Consider the following 17,927-nt stretch of genomic DNA (forward strand, 5'->3'; position numbering starts at 1 on the left):
CTGGGCACTCCCATCAGTTGAACGGGTTGAGCGTGCTGAGGATGTCGCTGAAGAGCGAATCCCGCAGCGCGGTGCGTCGCGCGTTGCGCTGGACGACGATGACGTCGTCGGCGCGGATGGTCGGGTCCGCCTCCTGGCCCGCGCGCACCTTGTCGAGGTCGTAGGTGAACTGTTCGCGCGTGCCGCCCGCGACGTTGCGGTAGACGACGATCTTGTTGACGTCGGCGTAGGGCGCAAAGCCGCCCGACAGGGCCAGGGCGCGCAAGAGCGTGAGCTCGCCCGTCATGGGATAGACGCCGGGCCGAGTCACCGCGCCCTCGATGGCGATGCGTTGCGTGGTGAACTCCTTGATGAAGAGCGAGACCTGCGGGTCCATCAGGTACTTCTCCTCGTAGCGCGTGGCGATCAGATCGGCCGCGGCCTGCGCCGTGAGCCCCGCCACCCGCACCTGGCCAATGAGCGGCAGCGCAATCTCGCCCGAGGCGTTCACGCGCACGTCGCGCTTCATGTCGGGTACGCCGAACACGTCGAACTCCAGCAGATCGTTGGGCGAAAGGCGGTAGTTCGCGTCCGCCGCGGGGGGTGGGCTCAGCGGGGCGGCGGACGCAGCGCTGGGCGCGGCCACCGTGTTCACCACGGCGGGTGTCTGGGCCTGCAGCGGCAGCGCCGCGGCCAGGGTCAGCAGGCCCAGGGCGCAAGGCGCCCATGGCAGGGCCTTCAGAAGAGGGGTCGTGTTCATGAGGCTTCTCCTTTCTGGCCCGCGGACGGGCCAAAACCAGCGTTCATCGATGGCGCTTGCGCCAGGGCCAGCATCTGCGCTTCGAACCGGCGCAGGATCGCGTCCCGGCTCAGCTCGGCCTCGGCGTACCGGCGCGCGTTCGCGCCCAGTTCGGCGCGGCGGGCGGGGTCGGCCGCCAGCGCGCGCAGGGCGTCGGCCAGGGCGGCCGGGTTCTCGGGTGGGACGACCCGCCCGCAGGCGGCGTCCTGTTCCACCACGCGGCACAGTTCGGTGCCGGGCATGGCGGTGGCCAGCACGGCGCGGCCGCTGGCCAGCATGCCGGTGAGCTTGGACGGCATCACCAGGTCCGCCGCGTCGGCCCGCTGGGGCAGCAGGTGCACGTCGGCCAGGCCCAGCCAGTGGTTCAGGCGCTTCAGCGGCTGCAGATCGAGGAAGCGCACGTTGTCCAGGCCCGCGCAGCGCGCCTGCAGATCGGCCCGGCCCGAGCCCTGGCCACCGAAGACGAAGCGGATGCGCGGCTCGTCCCGCAGCAGGCGGGCTGCGTCGGCGAGCACCTCCAGCCCCTGCTTGTTGCCCATGTTGCCGGAGTACAGGGCCACCACGGCGTCGGGCGCCAGGCCCAGTTCGGCCCGGTAGTCGCTGGGCGCGGCCAGCGGCGTGATGCCGCCGATGTCGACCCAGTTGGGAAAGTGCAGCACCCGCCCGGGCGCCACGCCCTTGTCCAGGGCCCGCTCCACCATGCGCCCGGAGATGGTGGACACGCGGTCGAAGCGGCGCATCAGCCAGCCCTCGGCCCGCTGCACCCAGCGGCGCAGCCCGCGGCCCCGGATCAGGCCCAGGTCGAAGGCCGCGTCCACCTCGTAGTCCTGGATGTGCAGCCAACGGCCGGCGCCGCGCAGCGCGGCGAAGGCCGCCGCGGCGGGCGCGCACATCAGCGGCGGCTCCACCACCCACACCACGTCGGGCTTCCAGCGCCACTGGGCGGCCAGCGCCGGCAGGCTGGCCAGTGCGAAGCTGGCCAGGTGCAGCAGGCGCTTGGCGCCGCCCGGCCGGTGCGGCACCCACAGCGGCGTGCGGATCACCTGCACGCCATGCCAGTGCTCACGGCGGTAGCGGCGCGCGCTGTAACCCTCGCCCACCTTCCAGTCCGGGTAGTAGGGCGGCGCGGTGATGACGCGCACCTCGTGCCCCGCCTCGGCCAGCCAGCGCGCCATCTCGCCCGTGTACTTGCCGATACCCGTGAGCTCGGGGGCGAAGTTGATGCCGTAGATGAGCAGCTTCATCGCGTGCTCCCTGCCCTGGCCTCGCCGACGAAGGCGCGCACGCCCATCAGCTTCATCTGGTACTGGCTGATGTTCTTGTGGCTCTGCGCCGAGACGATGAGGTAGAAGTTCTGCCGACGCGCGATCTCGGGCACGTAGGGGTGGGACGCCTGCAGCACCTGCTGGCCGTTCAGCCACCAGCGCACGGTCAGGTCCTCGGGCGAGTACGACACGCCGAACACGTTGGGCTGCGTGCGGTCCAGCGGCACCTTCGAGGTCGGGGTCGGGTTCTGGATCTTCTGGTAGTTGGGGTGGATGCCGGTCCACGAGATGGCGGTGTGGTGCCCGCCGGGCCCGAAGCCGCCTTCGTCGATGTCCAGCTCGAACCAGCGCTCGAAGCTCTTGGGATCGCCTTCGTACACGTCTTCCATCCGCAGGTTGTGCTCGATCGGCATGAGCCACACCGCGGGGAAGTTGTCGCGGTCGTTGGACGAGAGCGCCACCTGCGCCTCGATGTAGAACGGCCGGTTGCCGCTCAGGAGCGGGAATTGGCCGGGGTAGGAGTTCATCTTCACGGTGGCGAGCGCGCCACCGCGCTGCATGACGATGCCGTCCGTGGCCTGCTCGTAGAGGCCGCGGTCCTTGAGCTTCGTGAAGTACAGCCCGGGGTAGTACTTGCGCCCGTCGGCCCGCCCGGTGGTGAAGTCCACGTCGTCGAGCCGGGGGCAGTCGCGAAACAGCGGCTGCACGGCGCCCACCTGCGTGGCGCCTTCGGGTGTCGAGGCGTCCAGGCAGATCAGGGCGTCGTTGGCGCGCGCCGCGCCCGCCCAGCTCAGGCAGGCGGCCGCCAGCAACCAGGGCGTCAGGGGAGAAAGGGTGTCGGTGCGCATGCGGGTCCTTGGTTCTGGGGTCAATGCCGGGGGGCCAGGCGCTGGTCGTCCACGTCCGGGGGGGTGGGGGCCTCGCTCTGCGCCACCAGCTTGTGTCCCGTCAGCCGGCTCAGCTCGGCGCAGATGGCCGCCTTGTCGCGCAGGTGGGCCACGGCCTGCTCCAGCTCCATCACCTGCGCGCCCACCAGGAAGCGGTACCAGTAGCCCTGCAGGAAGTGGTAGACGAGGCCGCTGCGGCCGTCCAGGAAGCCCAGCTGGAAGACGTAGCGCCACACGAAGTACAGGGCCGCACTGACGGTGAACGGGATGCGGTTGTAGATCCGCTCCTTGACCCAGCGCTTGGACGAGGCCTGGAACGAGGCGCTGTGCGCGTTGAGCGCTTCGTCGCGCGCGAACAGGCCCAGCCGCTGGTTGAGCACTTCGATCGCCTCGCGCGTGGCGTACCGGTTGTGCTTGTCGATGAAGTAGGCCAGGTCGTTGAGGTTGTGGTCGGCGAAGCCGCCGTCGAAGGTGACGGTGCGCCCGCCCCAGACCACCATGTGCTCGTCCATCCAGCGGTTCTCCATGCGGCCGTGCCCGTGGCGCCACAGGCGCAGCATCACCAGCGGGTAGCGCCCGCCGTGGCGCACCCAGCGGTCCATGAAGATGTGCTTGCGCTTGAGGTTCACGCCCACCACGTCGGCCGGCAGCGCAGGCAGCTTCTCCGTGATCTCCTGCGCCAGGTCCGGCTCGATGATTTCGTCGGCGTCCAGGCGCAGCACCCACTCGCCGCGGATGTCCAGCGTGTCCAGGGCCCACTGGAATTGCCGGGCCTGGTTGACGAAAGGATGGGTGCTGACCTCGGCGCCCAGGCGCTGCGCGATGTCGGTGGTGCCGTCCGTGGAGCCGGAGTCCACCACGCAGATCTGGTCCACGAACGGCTGGATGGAGCGGATCGCGCGCGCGATGTGGAGGGCTTCGTTGTAGGTCAGGATGATGGCGGTGATGCTCATGGCGAATCGTCCTCAGGCATGAAGGGTGGCGATCTCGGCCGGCGGGCGCCGGGGCGAGAAGGCCACCTTGGTGTCCGGCGCGCTGGGCTCGCCGAAGGCGATCATCAGAATCAGGCGTTCGCCGTCGGGAATGCCGCCCGCGCGGCGGATCGCGGACTCGGTCCTGTGGTCGATGGCGAGGTTCAGCGGGCAGGCGCCCCAGCCCATCGATCGGCAGGCCAGCAGCAGGCACATGGCAAACAGCGCGCCATCCACGTAGGCCTGGTTGCGCTGGCCGGGGCCGCCCCAGGCGCAGATCTCGGAACTCACCACGAACAGGTTGCCCACGCTGTCGGCAAAGCCGCGCGAGCCGCCCTGCAGCGCGAGCAGTTCGCGGATGCGCGCCGGGTCCTGGTAGGTGTGCACCCGCGTGGCCTGGCGGTTGCATTGCGAGGGTGCCTGCTGCGCCAGCGCGATCACCTCCAGGATGCGGTCGGGTTCGATGGGCGCGTTGCTCAGCGTGCGCACGCTCGAGCGGCTGGCGATCAGGTGCTGCAGGTCGCCGGCGGCCTGGCCGTTGAAGGAGTAGTCGCGCGTGCCGCCCTTCCAGGGCTTGGGCAGGCGCGCCTCCCATTGCTTCAGGTAAGCGCTGATCTCGTCGAGCAGGGGGTCGGACGCGCCGGCCTGGGCGTGGAAGTTCAGGTAGGCCTCCAGCGCGCCCAGCGACATGTGGGCCGGCACCGGCGAGTGGCCGATGTCGTAGCGCGAGAGCGCGTTCATCACGAAGCGGACCTTGTCCTTGCCGAACAGCAGCCGCGGCTGCTGCAGGGACAGGCCCTTCTCGATCGTGTGGGCCTCGATGATGATCTTGTAGAACGCGCGCTTGGACTTGTCCGCGAAGGGCGAGTACGAGTTGAAGCGCAGGAACAGCGCGGCGTCGCGCAGGGCCTCGCTGAAGATGCCCGCGACCTTGGCGAGCTTGCCGATCATGGGCCTTCTCCTCGCCGTTCGGCCAGCACGCGGTCCTTGATCTTGTGGCACGGATGCCCCACGCAGACGGACCAGGCCGGCATGTCCTGCGTCACCACCGAGCGCGCGCCGATGACGGCGCCTTCGCCGATGTGCACGTTCGGGTGCACGAAGCTCTCGGCCGCGACCCAGGCGTGGTCCTCGATCACGATGGGCCCGGTGGTCAGGGGGCGCGAGAGGGAGCGGATGTCGTGCGAGCCCGCGCACAGGAAGCTGCGCTGGCTGACGGCGACCTTGGAGCCGATGGTGATGCGGCCCATGCTGTAGCAGTCCACGCCATCGCCGAGCGCCGACAGCTCGCCCATGACGAGGTTCCAGGGCGCCCAGACGCGGCACGAGGGCGCGATGCGGCAGCCGGCGCCGATGCGGGCCCCGAAGGCGCGCAGCAGGAAGCGCCGCCAGCCGTGCAGCGCCCAGCGGGGCGTGGGCCGGAAGGCCAGCAGCCAGACCGTCTCCCACGCCAGGCGGCGCAGCTTCTGCGACGGGCTGAAGCCGTTGCGGTAGCGCAGGGCACCGAAATCGCTCAGGGAATCGCTCATGCGACGACCCTCCGTGCTTCGCGCGGCGCAGCGGAGCGCCTGGGGAGCGGCCCGGCAGCGCTCCTCGGGACCACGGCCCTCAGTTGCGTGCTCAGGAAATCGCTGCCGGCCTGGCGCAAGTGGCCCAGGCGCTGGTCCACGCTGTCCCAGTCGATCGCGCTGTGCATCAAGGCCTGGGTGTTGCCCTCCGAGAAGGCGGGCGCGAAGCGGTGCTCCAGGCGCACGGCGCGCAGCAGGTTGATGGCGCGGGCGTTGGCGGCGGCCTTGTCGCCGGTGAGCCCGGCGACGATGAAGGGCTTGCGGAACAGCAGTGCGAACACGGTGCCGTGGAAGGAGTTGGTCACCACGAAGCGCGCGTTCTTGACCAGGGCGACCCACTCGCCGGGATCGGGGTACACGGTGGTGCCGATTTCCGCCCAGCGCCGGTGCGGGTTGTGCGGGGACAGGATGCGGCAAGCCAGTTGCCGCGACACCCGCTCGGCGGTCTGGCGGATGTTGTCGGGCGAGCGCAGGCCGTAGCAGAACACGTACGGCTCGTCCGGCACGATGGACGAGCGCCCGGTGAGTTCGGCGTAGTCGTCGTGCAGCAGGGTCGGGTCGGGCACGTTGGCCGGCCGTTGCCCGGTGGCCTGCTCCACCAGCGTGACGCCGGAGGCTTCGCGCACCGAGATCGCGTCGAAGTGGTGCAGCAGGCGCGGCAGTTGCTCGGCCTCGGAGGAGGACACGCGGTCGCGGCCGAAGCTGGCGGCGTACGAGATCTTGCGGGCGGGGAAGGACTCGGCGAAGGCCAGGAAGTAGTTCGGGTCGAAACCGAAATGCTGCGACGGGCTCCAGATCTGGTCGCTGCCCGCCACGATCAGGTCGAAGTCCTGCGCGGCGGCGAGGGACGCGCCGTTGTCCGCCGGCGCGGCGCCGCTGGCGATGTCCAGGAAGCGCTCGCGAAAGCGCACGAACTTCTCGCGCTGCTGGCGGTTGCCGAAGTGCCGGTTGACGAACGAGGACAGGGCCAGGTACGTGACCTTCAGGTTGGCCTTGAGCCGCTCGGGCGAGGTGGGCAGGCTGAGCCGCCCGCCGTGTTCGATGTGCGCGGGCCGGTAGTCGATGAAGTGCGCGCGGTGGCCGTGCTCGATGAGCCAGCGGCGCAGGGCATAGGCCTGCAGCGCGGCGCCGTAGTTGTCGCTGAAGTGGAAGGTGAGGATGCCGACGTTCATGGGGTCAAGCCGCGGGGGCGCGCCAGCGGCGCGGGTCTCAGGGGGCGGGTCATGCGGGCCATCTGCTGGCGGCTCGGGGAGCGCCCGCCCATGAGGACCGACAAGGCCCGGGGGGCGAGCCGGCGCAGGGCCCAGACCGCGGGGACGCACACCAGCAGCGCCAACAGGGGCGAGAGGGCGAAGTGGCCGAGAAAGACCGGCGGGGCGTCGGCGTGGCCGGTGCGCTCGATGGCCATCCACCAGAGGCCGGTGGCCATGCCGTGGGTGCAGAAAATGAAGAAGGCGATGGGCTCGAACCGCAGGAGGACATCGCCGGTGCGGCTGCCCAGCAGCGTCGAAGCGGCGGCCCAGAAGACCACGCAGCCCGCCGCGCGAAGCGCGATGTCCAGCGCGGCGTAGGACACGCTGTGCGGATCGGACGCGCCCCAGGCCGGTGGCAGGACGAAGGGCGCGGCCGCCAGCAGGGCCATGGCCAGCCCGGCGGCCAGCACGGGGCCGCGCGGCATGGCGCGGGTCGGGATCGGTGCCTGTCGAACCCACCAGACGCAGCCCGCGAAGTAGAAGAGCGGGATGGCGCCGTTGAGGAACAGCACGCCGTCCAGGCCCAGCAAGGCGTTGAGCAGCAGGGCCGCCGCGGCGGTGCGTGGCCACCGGCGCGCCAGGTACATGAGGGCGGGCGAGATCAGGGCGCAGACGAAGGCATCGCGCAGGAAGTAGAGCGGCGCCATGGCCGGCTGGGCCGTGAGGGCCAGCACCGCGTTCGGCCACGCGACGGCAGCGGGCAGGGCCGTGAGGCCCGACTCGGCCACTTCCTTGGTGAGGTAGATCAGGTTCCACAGCACCAGGGGCACGACGAGGGAGAAGAACCGGTGGCCAAGCGCTTTCCGGTAGGAACCGCTGCTCAGCAGTCGGGCCAGCAGGTAGCCCGAGATCAGGCTCAGCAGGGGCACGCTGGTGTGGCCCAGCAACTGCCGGGCGTAGTGGATCAGGCCCCTGGGCGAGAACAGGGACTCGGGCAGCCCCGGCTGGTACGGCTGGGCGTGCGCATACACCAGCAGCAGGATGCAGAGCACCCGCGCCAGGCGAATGGTGTCCGAGACCGTCGGGTTCATTGAACGACCCTCCGTGCTTCGCACTGCGGGGCTGAGCGCCTTGGGAGCGGCCCGGCGGTGTTCATACGACGACCCTCCGTGCTTCGCACTGCGGGGGCTGAGCGCCTTGGGAGCGGCCCGGCGGCGCTCATGGCTGCTGCTCCCCTTGATGGACCGCGCGCTCCAATGGGACGGCGGTCTGGCGGGCCGTGCGCCGGGCCAGCAGGCGCAGGGCGTGGTGCTGGAAGCGGGCCGCCGCCACCGGCCCGCCCAGCCGGACGGATTCGGTGTTCGCCAAGGCGGCGCGGTCCCAGCGAAAGTCCCGGCAGACGCTGCGCAGGCGCTCCAGCAGGGCGTCCGCGCGGCCGGCCTCGAACACGTAGCCGTTGCGCCCGGGGTCGATCACGTCGCTGGCCCCGCAGCGGTTGCTGCAGATCACCGGCGTGCCCACCATCAGGGCCTCGTTGACCACGGCGCCCCAGCCGTCGAAGCGGCTGGGCAGCACCAGCGCGTCGGCGGTGGCCATGGCCTCGGCGATGCCGGCATTCGGCATGCCCGGCACGAACGTCACCCGATCGGCGATGCCGAGCTGGCGGGCGAGCGCCTGCAGGTCCTGCTCCAGTGGGCCCTTGCCGATGAGGCGCAGGCGGGCGTTGGGCTCGTCGAGGCGGCTGAAGGCCTGCAGCAGCAGGTCGACCCGCTTGCGCGGAATCAACTGGCCCACGTACAGGATCTCCTTGTGGTCGCTCGGCGGCCGGGGCGCGGGTGGGACGGGCGCGCCATCCACCACGTGCAGGAAGGGCACGATGCGGTCGCGCGGGTAGCCGCAGGCCGAGAAGAAGCGCGTGCCGCCGTAGCGGCCGGAATGGCCGATGCAGAACACGCCGCGCAGGTGGCGGCGGTAGCGCAGCGCGTCCCAGGTGTAGAGCAGCCAGCGCGGCAGCAGGCGCGCGCCGGGCTCGTAGCGGTTCTCCGTCATCAGGAAGCGGTGCACCGGCGCGCCCAGGCTGGCCTTGAACGCGGCCAGCGGCAGCGCGAAACCGCGCAGGCCGAAGAACACCTGCACCGAGCCGGGCAGCCGGGCGAGGTCGGCGATCTGCCCGGGCGTGGGGGCGATGTGCGCGCGCACCTGGCCGGTGTCGGGCAGCGGGTAGCCGCGCCCGCGGTAGTAAGCGGGCACGTCCTCGGTCACGCACCAGTGCACCGTGTTGCCGGGCACTTCCGCCAAGGCGCGGATGTACGGGGCCTGGTGGAACATCAGATAGGAATGCCAGAAGACGTAGGTCATGGTTGCGGGGCCGCGTGGGGGCCCACGGCGGCGCTGGAGTGGGGCCGCTCCCGCGGGGCCGGCCGGGGGAAGGACGCCGACCGGGGTCGGGACGGGCTCAGGTTCAGGCTCAGGTTCAGGCGCAGCAGCAGCAGCAGGACCAGCAGCGAGAAGGGGTTGCCGACCGCCACCAGGTAGCGGTTGAAGATCGACTGGAACAGCACGAACACCAGCATCAGGCCGCTGAGGAAGAGGGCCGGGTTCATCGCACCGGTGTCGAAGCTGCGGCCCAGGGCGCGCCAGGCGGTGACCACGAAGCACAGGGCGATCAGCAGGCCGAAGACCACGCCGTGTTCGAGCGCGAGGTTGATGTAGGAGCTTTCCACCGGGAAACCGATCACCTCGGGCCCGGCGGCGCGCACGCCCCGGCCGACGAAGAACAGCAGCGGATCGGAGAGCACGAGGTGGATGCCCTCGCGCCAGATGACCTCCCGGCCGGTGGCGCCCGACTCCGTGCCGCGGGTGGGCGAGTCCAGGTCCAGGATGACGGTGAGGTAGTCGGCGATGGCCCCCGCCTTGATGATGGCGACGGCCAGCAGCGCGATGGCCGCCAGCACCAGCGCCATGCGGGCCCGGCGCGAGCCTCGCCAGCCGATGAGAAGCACCGCGATGGCCCCGGTCAGCCCCAGGGCGAGCAGGCTGGCGCGCGCGGACGCGGCCAGCACGATGCTCAGGCACAGCGCCGACATCATCAGCGCGAACAGCTTCTGGTGCACGCGCGGCGTGGCCAGGCAGTGCTGGAAGAACAGCAGGGCGCCGCCGCCGTACACCAGGCCGCTGAGGTTGGGGTGCATGCCCAGCGGCGTGAAGCGCACCAGGCCGACGCTGTACTCGACGGTGCCGGCCACCGAGGCCAGGAACTCGTCGGGCTGGGTTGCCAGCACGGAGGCGATGAGGGCGATGTAGGCGCGGCGGAACACCGCGTCCAGGCTGGCCGCCGCGTCCTGCCGCGCCAGCACGGCGGCCGAGGCCAGCACCACCAGGAACATGGCGCCGAAGGCGGTGGACATGGGGTTGCCGCGAATGAAGGCCACCAGCATGGCGAACAGGAAGGCGCCGCCGACGATGGTTTCGGCGGCGCTCAATTCGACGCGGCGCGTGCCGCCCGCCATCAGGGCGAGGACGCCGGCGGCGGCGAACAGCCCGACCGCCCCCATCTGCACGGCCTGGAACGCCGGGCCTTCGATGTACCAGCCACCGACGTAGATGGCCAGGCCGAGCAGCCACAGCGAGATGAAGCGCAGCAAGGCGTTCATGAGGCGGGCGCCCGCTTGAAGGCGGCGTGAAGCTGGGACATGGCGGCGGGCCAGGCGGCCGAGGCCGTGATGCACCGGACTTGCTCGACGGTGGTGATCAGGCGCTGTGGCTGGTGGGTCGAGATCAGCAGGCGGCTGTCGAAGCGGGCCAGCGCGTAGGCCAGCGCCAGCGCGCCGGTGGCGTCGTCCGGATCGGTGCCGGCGGGCAGCAGGCTGGCGAGCTGGTCCCGCAGCTGGCGGTCGCGTGCCATCGCCGGCCCGATGGCGGGCGCGATGAAGCGCAAGGCGCCGTGCAGCACGTCGGCGGGGTCGACAGTGGTCCAGTCGGCGCCCGGTGCGGGGCAGCGGTACTGAAGCACCGAGCCGAAGCGCACCAGATGGCTCGCCGGCTCGCCGGTGGAGCTGCCGTAGGCGCCCAGTTGGCCGGTGGCCACGTAGCGCTCCAGCAAGGACTGCACAGGGCCGAGCGGGTCGTGCGGCTGCGCTTCGTGCATCAGCAGGAAGTCCACCCGGCCGCGCTGCAGTTGCTGCAGGCTGGTCTCGAACGAGCGGGCGATGAAATCGAAATCGAAGTTGGCGGCCGGCGCGCGCCGCGCCATGCCTTTGAGCACCGCCTGGCGCAGGCCGGGGATCCAGCGGGCGAGCGGCTTGACCACGGCCCGGGCCTTCTGCTTCAGGCCCGCCGAGGCGGGGCGGGCCAGGCCGGCCTTGGTGGCCACGGTCACCGCTTCCTGCCGGCCCTTGAGCGCCTCGCCCAGCACGGACTCGGACGCGCCCAGGCCATACGGGGGCGCGGTGTCGAAGTAGCGGATGCCGAGGTCGAGCGCGGTGTGCACGAGGCGCAGGGACGTGGCCTTGTCGCCGCCCCCGTTGAGGCGGCCGCAGCCGAAGCCCAGGCGCTGGGTCAGCAGGTCGTGGCCGCGGGTGTCCATGCGGGGGTCTCCGTGCGCAGGCGCTCGGCCAGGCGGGCCGTGAGGGCCAGCGCGGTGAAGGTGGGGTTGGCGTAGCTGGAGGTGCGAAAGACGGCGGCACCGGCCACGTACAGGTTGCTCGTGCCGAACACGCGCAGCTCGCGGTCGACCACGCCGTCGCGCGGGTGGTGGCCCATGCGCGCGCCGCCGCACTGGTGGTAGGTGTCGGTGGCCTGGTCCAGCACGCGCGGGTCCTCGCCGTCGAGCAGCGGATCGATCTCCACGCGGGCCAGGCCGGCGGCGCGCAGGCTGTCGCCGGCCTGGCGCACGAAGGCGGCCATGGCGCGCACCTCGGGCTGGCCGCCGATGCGCCAGTCCAGCGCGGCCAGTGGCACGCCGAAGCGGTCCTGGCGCTGGGGGTCGAGCGTGATGCGGCTGTCCTCGCGAGGCAGTTGCTCGGCGTGCATCACGAGCCAGACGCCGCGGTCGGCGGGGTTGTAGATGCGGTGGTGCCGCAGGTACTGCACCACCATCGGCACCCAGGCGCTGCCCATGCCGCGCACGTGGCGCAGCACGTCGCCCAGGCCCTGGCGCGGCAGGCCGCCGCGCATCAGCGAGCGGGCCATCACCTTCAGGTGCTGCAGGTGCTCGGCGACGCTGGACTCGAAAGCGAAATAGCCCGTGACGTTGAGCGCGGGCTCCGCGCTGAGGCCGCCGGTGTTCAGCCGCAGCTTGGGCTGGTACTTGTGGCCGCCCAGCACGATGTTCTGGAAGGTGCGCAGGAAGCGCGGCTTGTCCAGCGGGTGCACGCGGCCGCCGCGCACCTCCAGGTGGTCCTGGAAGCCGGCGCCGACCCAGGGATTGCCCGCCCAGGGGGCTTGGGGCTGTTGCGATGCGCAGGCCAGCAGCAGGCGGGCGATCTCGATGGTGCCGTTGGCCAGCACGATGCGCTCGCCGCGCACGGCGGTGACGCTGCCGTCGGGCCGCGCCACGCGCACCGCGGCGATGCGCTCGCCATCGGGCGCCAGTTCCAGGCCCGTGGCGTGGGCGTGCAGCAGCACGGTGAGCCGGGGCGAGTGGCGCAGGCGCTCGCCGAAGAAGCGCGCCAGGGCCGGTTCCTTGAGCCAGCGCGTGAGGAACAGGGTGAAGCCCGGGATGTCCGGGTAGCCATTGCCGAAGAGCTTGCGCGCCTGGGGCGTGTGCTCGTCGAGCGCGTCGGCCAGGCGCAGCTCCTGGGCCACCGCCTCGTACCAGGGCAGCAGATCCTCGTAGCGAATGGGCCAGGGTGCATCGGACACGCCCGCGCGGGCCTCGAAGTCGGACGGCACGAAGCCCGTGAGCTGCCCGCCCCAGAGGTTGGAGGTGCCGCCCAGCGCGCGCCCGCGCGCCATGGCGATGCCCTTGTGGGCGCGGCCGACGACGGTCGCGTCGTTGAGCGCCTGCGACGGTGTTTCGAAGCCGCCGCCGCCCGATTCGAGCACCAGCACGCGCTGCCCCTGGCGCTCCAGCAGCACCGCCAGCAACAGGGCCACGGTGCCGCCACCGACGATGACCACGTCGTGCGGGGTGTCCGGCGGCGGGGCGTGGTTCAGGTCGAGGATCATGTGGAGGTCCCCGTCGTGTGCAGGCGGTGCACGGCGCGCGTGGCGGTGAGCCAGACCAGCGCCTCGCCCAGCACCATGGCGCCCACCACGCCCGTCATGCCGGCGCTGGGCCAGACCAGCCAGGCCACCACCAGGGAGACCACGGCGGCCAGCAGGCTCTGCGCGGCCAGGCCGGCGTGGCGGTTGATGGACATGAGCACCACGCGCGGCACCTGCGTGGCCGAACACGTGGCCGCATAGAGCAGGAACAGCGCCATGCTGGTGGCGGTGAAGGGGATCTGGCCGTGGGTCCAGACCTCCAGCAGCCAGGGCGCGGCCAGGTAGATCAGCAGCGCGCCCGCGGCCGCGATCAGCAGGCCCAGGCGCTTGGCGCGGCGGTAGAGCCGCCAGAACGGGGCATCGTCCTGCTGGCCCTTGAGGGCCGTGAGTTCCGGCCACAGCGGGTTGCTCAGGGCGTTGGTGACCTGAACCACCACGCGCGCGATGGTGCGGTAGGTGTTGAACACGGCGGTGGCGGCCGGGCCGAGGGTGGCCGCCACCAGCAGGGTGAAGCCCTGCAGGCTCAGCGCATTGGTGAGCGAGAGCGAGAAGAACAGCGCGCCCGGTTTCGCGGTGTCGCGGATGTCGCTCCAACGGGCCTGCCGCACGCCCCAGCGCAGGAAGTCGGTGCGCCGCTGGCTCAGCCACAGGCTCAGCAGCGTGTAGCCCACGCGGGCCAGCAGCATCGCCGCGGCGACGCCGATGAAGCTGCGCGTGAGCGCCAGGCCGATGAGGCCGCCCGTCCAGTCGCACAGCCGGCCGGTGGTGACGAGGTAGGTGCCGGCCGCGTAGCCGCCCGTGGCCTTGTAGACCACCTCGGCCAGGCTGCAGAAGAGCGCCAGCACCACGCCGACGGAGAGCAGCATGAGCACGGCCTTCCATTGCGGCGCGTGCAGCGTGCTGGACGGCAGCAGCCACAGCGTGCCGCCGACGACCAGCAGCGCGAGCAGCGACACCGCCAGCAGAAAGGCCACCGCGCTCTGGAACACCTCGGCCGCGCGTGCCTTCTGGCCCTGCGTGATCAGGCCGATCATGCGGTTGCAGGCGGCGTGCGAAATGCCGGCGTCGGCCATCGACAGGTAGAAGGGCAGCGCGGTGAGCGCCAGCCAGTAGCCGTAGGTGGCCATGTCCCAGTAATGCAGGAACAGCGGCAGCGACACCAGCTGCGTGCCGATGCTGACCGCCTGCGCGTAGCCGTAAGCGCCCGCGCCGGAGGCCATGCGCCGGGCGATGGGCGACTCGCGGAAGGCGGCGGCGCGCACAGAGACCGACATGGCGTGGTCCTCAGTGTTCGCTGGACACGGCGACGGCGTAGCCGTGGTTCTTCAGCAGGGCGTGGCGCCGCGCCTCTTCCAGGTCGGCCACCACCATCTCCGTCACCATTTCCCGCAGGGCGATCTGCGGCACCCAGCCCAGCGCGGCCTTGGCCTTGGCGGGGTCGCCCAGCAGGGTTTCCACCTCGGTGGGGCGGAAGTAGCGCGGGTCGACCCTCACCACCACCTGGCCGGGCCGCAGCGCGGGGGCGCGGTCGCCCTCGACGGCCTGCACGATGGCCCGCTCGTTCACGCCCTCGCCCTCGAAGCGCAGCGTGATGCCCAGCTCGCGCGCACTCATGTCGATGAACTGGCGCACGCTGTACTGCACGCCGGTGGCGATGACGAAGTCCTCGGGCTGTTCCTGCTGCAGCATCATCCACTGCATGCGCACGTAGTCCTTGGCGTGGCCCCAGTCGCGCAGCGAATCGAGGTTGCCCATGTAGAGGCAGTCCTCCAGGCCCTGGGCGATGTTGGCCAGGCCGCGCGTGATCTTGCGGGTGACGAAGGTCTCGCCGCGGCGCGGGGACTCGTGGTTGAACAGGATGCCGTTGCAGGCGTACATGCCATAGGCCTCGCGGTAGTTCACGACGATCCAGTACGCGTAGAGCTTGGCCACCGCGTAGGGGCTGCGCGGGTAGAAGGGCGTGCTCTCTTTCTGTGGGATCTCCTGCACCAGGCCATAGAGCTCGGAGGTGCTGGCCTGGTAGAAGCGCGTCTTCCTCTCCAGCCCCAGGATGCGGATGGCCTCGAGCAGTCGCAGCGTGCCCATGCCGTCCACGTCGGCGGTGTACTCGGGGCTCTCGAAGCTCACCGCCACGTGGCTTTGCGCGCCCAGGTTGTAGATCTCGTCGGGCTGGGTCTCCTGCACGATGCGGATCAGGTTGCTGGTGTCGCTCAGGTCGCCGTAGTGCAGCTTGAAGCGCGCGTTCTCGATGTGCGGATCCTGGTAGATGTGGTCCACGCGCTGGGTGTTGAACTGGCTGCTGCGGCGCTTGATGCCGTGCACGACGTAGCCCTTGTCGAGCAGCAGCTCGGCGAGGTAGGAGCCGTCCTGCCCGGTGACACCGGTGATGAGGGCGACCTTGGGCCGGGCGTTGGGGGTGGGGTTGGTGGTCATAGCGCGGCGACGGGTGAGGGGTGGGGGGCGGTGTGCTTCAGGAAGTCCTGGTAGGTCAGGGCCAGTCCGCGGGGCAGATCGACCTTGGCCTGCCAGCCCAGGCTGCGCAGGCGGCTGCTGTCCATGAGCTTGCGGGGCGCGCCGTCGGGCTTGCTGGCATCGAAGCCGATGCGGCCGGTGAAGCCGGTGACGCGGGCGATGCTGTGCGCGAGCTCGGCGATGGTCATGTCCGAACCCGAGCCCACGTTGATGTGGCTGAGCATGGGCTGGGTGTGCTTGTCGTAGCTTGCCTTGGGCAGGTTCATCACGTGCACGCAGGCCGCGGCCATGTCGTCGACGTAGAGGAACTCGCGCAGGGGCGCGCCGCTGCCCCAGATGGCGACCTCGGGCGCGTCGTTCTCCTTCGCTTCGTGGAAGCGGCGGATCAGCGCCGGGATGACGTGGCTGTTTTCGGGGTGGTAGTTGTCGCCCGGGCCGTAGAGGTTGGTGGGCATGACGCAGCGGTAGTCCACGCCGTGGCTGGCACCGAACTGGCGGTTGTAGCTCTCGCACAGCTTGATGCCGGCGATCTTGGCCACCGCGTAGGGCTCGTTGGTGGCCTCCAGCGGTCCGGTGAGCAGGGCCCGCTCGCTCATGGGCTGCTCGGCCAGGCGCGGGTAGATGCAACTGGAGCCGAGGAACAGCAGCTTCTGCACGCCGTTGCAGAAGGCCGCCTCGATCACGTTGGCCGCGATCATGAGGTTGTGATAGATGAAGTCAGCGGGGAAGGTGTTGTTGGCGTGGATGCCGCCGACCTTGGCCGCGGCCAGGTACACCTGCTGCGGTTTGTGGCGCGCGAAGAAGGCGCGAACCGCGGCCTGGTCGACCAGGTTGAGTTCGGCGTGCGTGCGGGTGAGGATGCGGCTGGCGGGGTGGCCGGCCGCGAGCAGTTGGCGCTCGATGGCCGAGCCGACCATGCCCTTGTGGCCGGCGACATAGATGGTTTCCGGGGTGTTCATCAGCAGGCTCCCTCCTGTTTGAGGACCACCCGGACGGTGCGCAGCATGATCACGAGGTCGTACCAGAGCGACCAGTTGCGCACGTACCAGAGGTCCATGTTGATGCGGTGTTGAAAAGTGCTTGAGCTGCGGCCGCTGATCTGCCACAGGCCGGTGATGCCAGGGCGCGCCTTGCCGTAGGCGGCGATGCTCTTGCCGTAGTCGTCCAGTTCGCGCGGCAGCAGCGGGCGCGGGCCGACCAGGCTCATGTCGCCGCGCAGCACGTTGATGAGCTGGGGCAGCTCGTCGATGCTGGTGCGGCGGATCAGGCGCCCGATGTTGGTGACGCGCGGGTCCTTGGCGAGCTTGAAGTTGCTGGCCAGGTACTGCACGTAGAGCTTCTCGTTCTCGGTCTTCCAGCGCTCCAGCGCGGCGTCGGCGTCCATCACCATGCTGCGGAACTTGATGAAGTCGAACAGTTGCCCGTCCACGCCCACGCGCTTCTGCACGAAGAACACGGGGCCGGCGTCGTCGCGCTTGATGCGCCACGCGACCCAGGCCAGCAGTGGCGACAGCAGCACCAGCAGCAGGGCGGCGCCCACCACGTCGAGCGCGCGCTTGAGCAACTGCGGGCCGCGGCGGTTGAGGTTGTTGCGGGCGCGCAGCAGCAGCACGTCGTGGCTGAAGAAGTGCGAGACCTCCATGCCGTAGATGGGCAGCCCGCCCAGGGCAGGAACCATGACGAGGTCGTCGCGCGTGAGCATGAGTTCCTCCGCCAGCTCGCGCAGCCAGTTGTTGTCGCGAATGCCGAGCACACCCACCAGCTGGTGCGGGCCGGGCCGCGCCAGGAAGTCGCGCACGCCCGGCGTGAGCGCCGTGGGCGCGACCACGTGCCCACCACCGAGCTGCACCAGCCGCGCGCCGGGGTCGGGGCAGACCACGGCCACGGGCTTGTAGCCCAGCAAGGGGTCGCTGGCGAGTGCGGCGGCGGCCTTCTCCACGTCGTCCGGGTGCCCGATGAGCACGTAGGGCTGGGTGAGCAGGCCGGCGCGCAACAGGAGCGTGCGCACGGCCAGGCGGGCCAGCGGCAGGCACACGAGCACGAGGGCCCAGGTGGCACCCGTCCACAGGCGCGAGAGCGGCCACTTGGCGAGGTAGATGACCATGGCGTCCAGCAGCGCCGCGAGCGCGACCACCTGGATCAACTGGCGGGTCTCGTCCCACCAGGGCTTGCGCCGGTGGGTGCTGTAGTGGCTCTGCACGGCCCACATCCAGCTCACCATGGCAAGGGCGATGCCCGCGAACAGCGTGAGGCGCAGGTGGCCATTGGCGGCCCACCAGACGTTCATGGCCTGCGAGAAGCTCACCTCGTCGCGCAGCCACGCGGGCAGGCGCCCGGCGACGAAGCAGGCGGCGAGCACGCACAGATCGGTGAGCACCAGCCAGGCCTTGGCCTGTTGCTCGCGTTGGGCGAGGTTGGCCCAGGGCGCCAGGCTGTGCGCGAGGTCGTGCTCGTTGTAGAGCGGGACGACGGTGCCTGGGTGGTCTTCCGCGGAGGAGGGCCGCTCGATGCGCGGCTCGACTCTCTTGAGCGTGGGGGCGCTGGCGTGGGCCATGTCAGGGCCCTCCGCGAATGGCGATGCACGGT

The 17,927-nt window shown here is 70.7% G+C and carries 16 protein-coding genes; all 16 read right to left on the bottom strand.

What is annotated here, in order from left to right; all coding sequences use genetic code 11:
* Positions 1 to 13 precede the first annotated feature (13 nt).
* On the bottom strand, positions 14 to 739 hold the full coding sequence (locus VLG41_RS22625) for a polysaccharide biosynthesis/export family protein (protein WP_325351635.1): 726 nt from the start codon (positions 737 to 739) through the stop codon (positions 14 to 16).
* Positions 736 to 2,022 carry a glycosyltransferase WbuB gene (locus tag VLG41_RS22630; RefSeq protein ID WP_325351636.1) on the bottom strand — a complete coding sequence of 429 codons (1,287 nt, stop codon included), beginning with the start codon at positions 2,020 to 2,022 and terminating at the stop codon, positions 736 to 738. The genes VLG41_RS22625 and VLG41_RS22630 overlap by 4 nt, the downstream gene beginning before the upstream one ends.
* Complete coding sequence (locus VLG41_RS22635) at positions 2,019 to 2,891, bottom strand: hypothetical protein (protein ID WP_325351637.1); 873 nt, start codon at positions 2,889 to 2,891, stop codon at positions 2,019 to 2,021. The genes VLG41_RS22630 and VLG41_RS22635 overlap by 4 nt, the downstream gene beginning before the upstream one ends.
* A gap of 20 nt (positions 2,892 to 2,911) precedes the next feature.
* On the bottom strand, positions 2,912 to 3,883 hold the full coding sequence (locus tag VLG41_RS22640) for a glycosyltransferase family 2 protein (RefSeq protein WP_325351638.1): 972 nt from the start codon (positions 3,881 to 3,883) through the stop codon (positions 2,912 to 2,914).
* A 12-nt stretch (positions 3,884 to 3,895) separates the two neighbouring features.
* Positions 3,896 to 4,852, bottom strand: coding sequence for a nitroreductase family protein (locus VLG41_RS22645; protein ID WP_325351639.1), 957 nt, complete (start codon positions 4,850 to 4,852; stop codon positions 3,896 to 3,898).
* Positions 4,849 to 5,430, bottom strand: a complete 582-nt coding sequence (locus VLG41_RS22650) for a putative colanic acid biosynthesis acetyltransferase (protein WP_325351640.1) — start codon at positions 5,428 to 5,430, stop codon at positions 4,849 to 4,851. Before VLG41_RS22650 ends, VLG41_RS22645 begins: the two co-directional genes overlap by 4 nt.
* On the bottom strand, positions 5,427 to 6,641 hold the full coding sequence (locus tag VLG41_RS22655; protein WP_325351641.1) for a polysaccharide pyruvyl transferase family protein: 1,215 nt from the start codon (positions 6,639 to 6,641) through the stop codon (positions 5,427 to 5,429). The genes VLG41_RS22650 and VLG41_RS22655 overlap by 4 nt, the downstream gene beginning before the upstream one ends.
* Entirely contained in the window at positions 6,638 to 7,753 is a 1,116-nt protein-coding gene (locus tag VLG41_RS22660) for an acyltransferase (RefSeq protein ID WP_325351642.1), read from the bottom strand. Before VLG41_RS22660 ends, VLG41_RS22655 begins: the two co-directional genes overlap by 4 nt.
* Before the next feature lie 127 nt (positions 7,754 to 7,880).
* A complete protein-coding gene (locus VLG41_RS22665; protein WP_325351643.1) occupies positions 7,881 to 9,020 on the bottom strand; it encodes a glycosyltransferase in 1,140 nt (379 codons plus the stop codon).
* Positions 9,017 to 10,315, bottom strand: coding sequence for a hypothetical protein (locus tag VLG41_RS22670; protein WP_325351644.1), 1,299 nt, complete (start codon positions 10,313 to 10,315; stop codon positions 9,017 to 9,019). Before VLG41_RS22670 ends, VLG41_RS22665 begins: the two co-directional genes overlap by 4 nt.
* Positions 10,312 to 11,247 (bottom strand): aldo/keto reductase, encoded by a 936-nt coding sequence (locus VLG41_RS22675; protein ID WP_325351645.1) that lies wholly within the window; start codon positions 11,245 to 11,247, stop codon positions 10,312 to 10,314. The genes VLG41_RS22670 and VLG41_RS22675 overlap by 4 nt, the downstream gene beginning before the upstream one ends.
* Positions 11,220 to 12,830 (bottom strand): GMC family oxidoreductase, encoded by a 1,611-nt coding sequence (locus VLG41_RS22680; RefSeq protein ID WP_325351646.1) that lies wholly within the window; start codon positions 12,828 to 12,830, stop codon positions 11,220 to 11,222. The genes VLG41_RS22675 and VLG41_RS22680 overlap by 28 nt, the downstream gene beginning before the upstream one ends.
* Positions 12,827 to 14,143, bottom strand: coding sequence for a lipopolysaccharide biosynthesis protein (locus tag VLG41_RS22685; protein ID WP_325351647.1), 1,317 nt, complete (start codon positions 14,141 to 14,143; stop codon positions 12,827 to 12,829). Before VLG41_RS22685 ends, VLG41_RS22680 begins: the two co-directional genes overlap by 4 nt.
* A gap of 10 nt (positions 14,144 to 14,153) precedes the next feature.
* On the bottom strand, positions 14,154 to 15,302 hold the full coding sequence (gene gmd / locus VLG41_RS22690; RefSeq protein WP_325351648.1) for a GDP-mannose 4,6-dehydratase: 1,149 nt from the start codon (positions 15,300 to 15,302) through the stop codon (positions 14,154 to 14,156).
* Positions 15,299 to 16,300 (bottom strand): GDP-L-fucose synthase, encoded by a 1,002-nt coding sequence (gene fcl / locus VLG41_RS22695; RefSeq protein WP_325351649.1) that lies wholly within the window; start codon positions 16,298 to 16,300, stop codon positions 15,299 to 15,301. The genes gmd and fcl overlap by 4 nt, the downstream gene beginning before the upstream one ends.
* The gene (gene wbaP / locus VLG41_RS22700; protein ID WP_325351650.1) at positions 16,300 to 17,895 is read right to left on the bottom strand and encodes an undecaprenyl-phosphate galactose phosphotransferase WbaP; all 1,596 of its coding nucleotides are present in this window, start codon (positions 17,893 to 17,895) and stop codon (positions 16,300 to 16,302) included. Before wbaP ends, fcl begins: the two co-directional genes overlap by 1 nt.
* Between the last annotated feature and the right edge of the window lie 32 nt (positions 17,896 to 17,927).

This window comes from Hydrogenophaga sp. (assembly GCF_035481345.1).
Taxonomy (GTDB): domain Bacteria; phylum Pseudomonadota; class Gammaproteobacteria; order Burkholderiales; family Burkholderiaceae_C; genus Hydrogenophaga.